Raw genomic sequence first — 6,442 nt, forward strand, 5'->3', positions numbered from 1 at the left:
AGAGCGCTGCAGGGGACGGAGACGCATACGATCACGTACGAGTGCGGCGGTCCTCGCGTCTACTCTTACAAGGAATTTCTCAGAGCCGTTGCGCACGAAGCCGGTCTTAAGCCCAAACTGATTCCAATCCCATTTGCCGCTTGGCACGCGCTGGCTTGGTTCGCCGAAATGCTCCCGAGCCCGCCCGTCACTCGGAATCAAGTGGAACTGATGCAGGTCGACAACGTGTCATCGCCGGAGATGCCGGGATTTGGAGAACTTGGAATTTCGCCGTACTCGGTCGAGGAAATGCTCCAGGAGATATTGTGGGATCACTGATTAAAGAGCTTCTTCGGCTAGTGCGCTCCCGCCAAGGGGAACGACAAGGGCAAGGTCGAGGGCATGGTGAAGTATTCCCGCTCGAACTTCATGACGCCGATACCGGCGGCGGCGAGCGTCGATGAGGCTTCGGTCTATCGTCTGCTCAGGGCGCACGACCTGATCAACAGTCCGGCCTTCATCGTCATGAAGGCTGCCAACGAGTTCAAATTGAGTCGTATGTACCAAACCGGGACACTATATATCGATGGTCGCCTGCACCTTCCCGGCAAGCCGGCGAGTGGAAGAGACCACCACGCTTTCGCCCGACAAAGGGAGAAGCGATAATGACGTTCAATGACTCAGCGGACTCAAAGCAGCTTTCAATACTGGCCACAGTGGTCGATGTTTATTGCCGTCAGGCCGGGATAGCAGTGGGCGATCCAGCCAGGGAACGTCTTGGCCGTCAAATCATCGAGTTGTTCCAAAGCGGCATGGATCAGCCAGACGAGTTGTTGTTGGCCCTAAACCATCACTACGACGAGTGGCTTGGTGAGGTTGGCCTGCCGTCGTCTTGTGCCGACCAAGCTGCATCGCTGATCTCTGGCGCTGCTCCCTCTCCTGCGGATCACCCGTCGATGTCGCCGCAACGCTTCCCCCAACGAAAAACCCCGCAGGAGCGGGGCTTCTAGTATTTTTCGGCGCGGGCTTGCGCTCCACTGAAAACAGTGACGGAGCAGTTAGGCGACAGGGCCAGCGTCTGCCGTTACGGCGAGTCAGGATATCGTTGCATCATCGCCGTTCCGAGCCGCGTCGAACGCGACCGGTCGATTGATGACATTGCTGACGGCAGAACCAGCGAGTGTGCGCGTCACGGAAGCCGGAAGCAGCGGTCGTTCAATTGCGGAATTCGGATGGAATTGTATCGACTCCGACTATCCTTGCACACCCTGCAAAAGCTGCGCCGATGGCGCTTGCAAGGACGACAGGAAAACACCACCTATAGACTGATAGCGAACAAGCTGGAAACGTCGGTTCAAGTCCGACGGCCCCGACCAAATCGGGGTTTGGTCTAGGGTAGGACACCACACTTGGTAAACGCCGCTCCCTTCCGGTCGAGCGGCGTTTTCGTATCTTCTGTAAAAAGGTAACAAACGGCCCGCATTGTGGAAAGGCTAGCCTTGTAGCGCTGGCTAGTGGTCAAAATCTGACACTTGGTACCCGATGCGGAATACCTCTTCCGTCCCCGATGCGGACGTTCACTCGCCCTTGGCCGAACTCACGCCCATGACCCTGAGCGGAAGCTCTCTCCGCAGGTCGAAGGGCAAATTCCGGACCCAAAGCGGTCGTCATATAGTTGCGATGAGCAGACTACAGCTATCTCAGGAATGCCCCGACTGCTGACAACAAGCCGTCCGGAGCAATATGCGATAAGGCTTTGTCGATGCCTTCTGGAGGCGAAGCGACGACGAGCTATGGATAGCCAATCCGGGAATTTCCCTTGATCGGCTTGAAAGTTGAATTGCTGTAACTTAACAAAAATGCGAATATTATCTTCCACCAGATGGGAGGGCGCGTTTCGTGCGCCGCGAAGTCCTTCTCGGACTAGCGGGCGCGAATTCGCGTTACCGGAAATGTCCACATCCAGAAGAGCATCAGGAGGCCCGTCGGCATAGTTGCGGCCGCGTGCCTCTAATCCCGCTTGCTTACTTGAACAGCCACCACGGCACCGGCCAGGGCACGTGGCGTTGAAGATGTTCGGGCCCCGACTGGATAGACCACTTATTCGAAGGCGGCCCCTGGCAACATTAGCGTCGAACTCAACGCGGCCTGACTCCGCCACTTCCGACCGGCCTGACACCCGAAGCATCAGCCGGTCGATCGCCGCCGTGCGTCCGTCTCGCGTTCTTCGACGATACGGATCGATGCCCGAACGGACGATGCGGCAACCAGGGTTCAATTCGACAGAAGGTCTAAAGCTATGAACGCACGACAGTCTAAAGCTATGAACGTACAACATAGGAGCAGTGACGAGACCGCTATAAGTCCTTTTCGTGTGAATGTTCCGGAAGCGGCGCTTGCCGACCTGCGCCGACGCTTGGACGAGGCCCGCTTGCCTGAAAAGGAGACTGTCTCCGATTACTCGCAGGGTGTGCCCCTCAAGACCGTACAGCAGCTTCTGCGCCACTGGCGGACCAATTTCGACTGGCGAAAAGTTGAAGCCCGGATCAATGCCGTGCCGAACTTCATCACCGAAATCGACGGGCTGGACATCCACTTCATCCACGTCCGGTCGAAGCACGACAATGCCCTGCCGCTCATCGTCACGCATGGGTGGCCCGGTTCGGTAGTCGAACAGCTCAAGATCATCGGACCACTCACAGATCCTACAGCCCATGGCGGGACGGCGGCCGACGCCTTCGACCTTGTAATACCTTCGATGCCGGGCTACGGGTTTTCAGGCAAGCCGACCACAACCGGCTGGGGTCCTGATCACATCGCCAGCGCCTGGATCACGCTGATGCGGCGCCTTGGCTACGAGCACTTTGTCGCACAGGGCGGCGACTGGGGCGCGCTCGTCACGGAGCTGATAGGCGCGCAAGCGCCCCCGGAACTTCTCGGAATCCACGTCAATATGCCGGGCGCAATTCCTGTGGACATCAACCAGGCATCGTTCGCCGGCGCGCCGGTACCATCCGGTCTCTCGGCCGAGGAGAGAAGCTCGTACGACCAACTGGTGTTCTTTTACCAACACGCCTACTACGCGTTCTGGCAGGGAACGCGCCCGCAATCATCGGTAGCGTTTTCGGACTCTCCTATCGGTCTCGCGACCTTCCTGTTGGACCATGACGCGCGCAGTCTCGAGCTCATTGCACGATCGTTCGATGGGCAGACCGAAGGGCTCACACCGGACGATATCCTCGAAAACGTCACGCTGTTTTGGCTGACCAACACGGCGGTTTCGTCAGCTCGGCTGTATTGGGAGAACAAGTTCCCCTTTTTCACCCCCAAGGGCGTCTCTGTCCCGGTTGCCGTGAGCGTCTTCCCTGACGAACTTTACCAGACGCCCAGGAGTTGGGCTGAGCGGGCGTATCCGAAACTCATTCACTACAACAAGCTCGACAAAGGCGGGCATTTTGCCGCCTGGGAGCAGCCGAAGCTTTTGAGCTCCGAACTCAGGACGGCGTTCCGGTCGCTACGTTGAGATCGAGTGACTCGGACGGCGCCACTTTGGCGCCGTCCGAGTCAATGACGGCAATCTGTGTATGGGGCCTGCCGGAGCGGTAAGGAGATAGGCCATGCCTGACGTACTCGAAGCGCTATTCGATTTGACGCCGCCCACTCAGGACCAGATGCGGGAGCTGGTGGCGGACCTCAGCGAAGAAGAGCGGCATTTGCTGCTCGAACATGGCGAGGAAGCGCCGTTCTGCGGTGTCTTTCTCACTGAGAAGCGCGAGGGGGTATATATCTGCCGCTTGTGTGGACTGCCGTTGTTCAAAGGCGGCGCCAAATTTGAAAGTGGCACCGGCTGGCCGGGCTTTACCGCGCCCTTCGCTGAAAAACATCTGCGTGACATCCGCGACACCAGCTACGGCATGGTCAGAACGGAAATCGTTTGCGCCCGTTGCGGCGCGCACCAAGGCCACGTCTTCCCTGACGGGCCTCCTCCGACCGGGGAGCGTTTTTGCATAAATTCAGGATCGCTTGAGTTCATACCCAAAGGGGGGCGTCTTCCCGACAAGCTCCGCCGAGGAGTTCCCGAAGGTGAAACGTGGAGTAGCTGACTCTACATTGGCGAATGTCAGGCTCCAGCCGTCTATAGCCATAAGCGCGGTGATGCGCCAACGTCTGAGTATGGACCAAGAAGCGACTTTCCGGAAACAACCGCGAAGGTCCGCAACTGGCGCAACTTGCCGGTTCCTATCGACGACAGGGAACGGCGGAGTTCCACCCTGAGCGGGCTTACGACCCCGGTACCAAGCGTCAGCTTTTTACCACCAGTGCGTCCGCAACTCGAACTTGATCAGGACTTGCATAAGCTGCCTGTCTGTCTCGTCACGTTCGCCATTTCCAGGTGACATCGGTGAGCGTTGCGAACGGCTTGGCAATACCGTCTGAGCGGCAAGCGGTGCGAGATTCGTCTGCTTGATAAGCGCTGACTAACAGGTTGTTTGCAATCTTTGGGGGGATGCAGAAGCCCTTGAGGCCTGCGAAGTCGGAGCCTGTCAGTGATCATGATGCACGGTGCCCAACCTCGGCAATTCTGAAGTGTCCGCATCAAGCATTTGTTGTCGGCAGACCGTGCGCGCGGTCTGAAATAAAGGAGCTGAACGCTACACCAGTGCCGCCCGCAGCACTTGAAACCATGCCCGGGTCTTCCATGTAATACGCAATAGCGCACAACGTTCCGAATGAGGAAGCGCCGGCAGATGAGTCTGCTCGCCACCGGCAATTCAACGGCGCATCGCGACGCACGCTGACCATCGTTTTGGCCGGCAGCGTTAACAACAGAGCGTCTTCCTCTTCGTTGTCAGACGAAGGGAGATACACAATGGCAAAGGTCGTTTGCGTCCTCTATGACGATCCGGTCGACGGTTATCCGACAAAATATGCGCGCGATGGCTTGCCGAAGCTCGACCGCTATCCCGGCGGCCAGACACTTCCCACGCCGAAGGCCATCGACTTTGAACCGGGGGTCTTGCTCGGTAGCGCGTCGGGCGAACTCGGCCTGAGGAAATTTCTCGAAAGCGCGGGCCACAGCCTGGTGGTGACCTCGGACAAAGACGGTCCCGCCAGCATTTTTGAACGCGAACTCGTTGATGCCGAAATCGTGATCTCGCAGCCGTTCTGGCCGGCATATCTGACCGAAGAACGAATAGCCAAGGCAAGCAGACTGAAGCTTGCGATCACCGCCGGCATCGGATCCGACCATGTCGATCTTCAGGCCGCCATGGACCGCGGCATCACGGTCGCCGAGGTGACTTACTGCAATTCGATCAGCGTGTCCGAGCATGTGATCATGATGATCCTGGGGCTCGTGCGCAACTACATCCCGTCCTACCAGTGGGTCGTGAAAGGCGGCTGGAATATCGCTGACTGCGTCGCACGCTCCTACGATATCGAGGGAATGCAGATCGGAACCGTCGGTGCCGGCCGGATCGGCAGCGCGGTGTTGCGCCGGCTGAAGCCGTTCGACGTCAAGTTGCACTACACCGATCGCCACCGCCTGCCTGAGGCGGTCGAGAAAGAGCTTGGCGTCACCTTCCACAAGGACCCCGCATCCATGGTCGGCGTCTGCGACGTGGTCACGATCAATGCACCTCTGCATCCGGAGACGGAAAACCTCTTTGACGAGACGATGATTGCCAGGATGAAACGCGGCGCCTATCTGGTGAACACGGCGCGCGGCAAGATCTGCAATCGTGACGCCATCGCCCGCGCGCTGGAGAGTGGCCAACTCGCTGGCTATGCCGGCGACGTCTGGTTCCCGCAGCCGGCTCCCAAGGATCATCCGTGGCGATCGATGCCGCATCACGGCATGACGCCGCACATTTCAGGATCGTCGCTCTCCGCCCAGGCGCGCTACGCCGCGGGCACCCGCGAAATTCTCGAATGCTGGTTCGAAGGCCGGCCGATCCGTGAGGAATATCTGATCGTCGATGGCGGCAAGCTCGCCGGCGCTGGCGCGCATTCCTACAGCGCCGGCGACGCCACCCGCGGTTCGGAAGAGGCAGCACGCTTCAAGGCCAGGAGTGATCCGCGCTAGATCGATTTCCGCTGCGCTCGACTCGGACAAGAACAAGACAAGGGTGACGGGCAGATCGACATGGGTTCTGCTGCCAAGGTTGACGAAAAGACCAAGGCCGAACTCAAGAAAAATTGGACGATGATGCTGGCCGGTTTGAAAAAGTCCGCTAAAGAAGATTGATGTGTCCGTGCCTCTGATTAGCGTTAACACGCTAGGGCGGAGCGGTTGGACGGGGACTCATCCCAGCCGGAACAAGTCAGCTTCGGCGCATTCTCAAATTTCGTTGACTGACAAGTCTTCCCGATGTGTCGCGATCTGTCATCTATTCCCCCACGCATCCCGCATCATCGCTCGTCGGTCGCCATAAGGCGTGTCCTTAGAGCGGGATGATTTGAG

At 58.5% G+C, this 6,442-nt stretch carries 5 protein-coding genes and 1 pseudogene; all 6 read left to right on the forward strand.

Features of this window, described 5'->3' with window-relative positions; translation table 11 throughout:
• Positions 1-318: pseudogene (locus FCU66_RS41695) on the forward strand (complex I NDUFA9 subunit family protein); the annotation flags it as partial.
• 63 nt (positions 319-381) lie between these two features.
• Positions 382-645, forward strand: coding sequence for a hypothetical protein (locus FCU66_RS29135; RefSeq protein ID WP_136622425.1), 264 nt, complete (start codon positions 382-384; stop codon positions 643-645).
• On the forward strand, positions 645-989 hold the full coding sequence (locus FCU66_RS29140; protein ID WP_136622426.1) for a hypothetical protein: 345 nt from the start codon (positions 645-647) through the stop codon (positions 987-989). Before FCU66_RS29135 ends, FCU66_RS29140 begins: the two co-directional genes overlap by 1 nt.
• 1,289 nt (positions 990-2,278) lie before the next feature.
• The gene (locus FCU66_RS29145; RefSeq protein WP_136622427.1) at positions 2,279-3,502 is read left to right on the forward strand and encodes an epoxide hydrolase family protein; all 1,224 of its coding nucleotides are present in this window, start codon (positions 2,279-2,281) and stop codon (positions 3,500-3,502) included.
• 94 nt (positions 3,503-3,596) lie between these two features.
• Positions 3,597-4,082 (forward strand): peptide-methionine (R)-S-oxide reductase MsrB, encoded by a 486-nt coding sequence (msrB, locus tag FCU66_RS29150; protein WP_136622428.1) that lies wholly within the window; start codon positions 3,597-3,599, stop codon positions 4,080-4,082.
• A gap of 767 nt (positions 4,083-4,849) precedes the next feature.
• The gene (locus FCU66_RS29155) at positions 4,850-6,064 is read left to right on the forward strand and encodes an NAD-dependent formate dehydrogenase (RefSeq protein WP_136622429.1); all 1,215 of its coding nucleotides are present in this window, start codon (positions 4,850-4,852) and stop codon (positions 6,062-6,064) included.
• Positions 6,065-6,442 lie beyond the last annotated feature (378 nt).

The organism is Mesorhizobium norvegicum (assembly GCF_004919685.1).
Taxonomy (GTDB): domain Bacteria; phylum Pseudomonadota; class Alphaproteobacteria; order Rhizobiales; family Rhizobiaceae; genus Mesorhizobium; species Mesorhizobium norvegicum.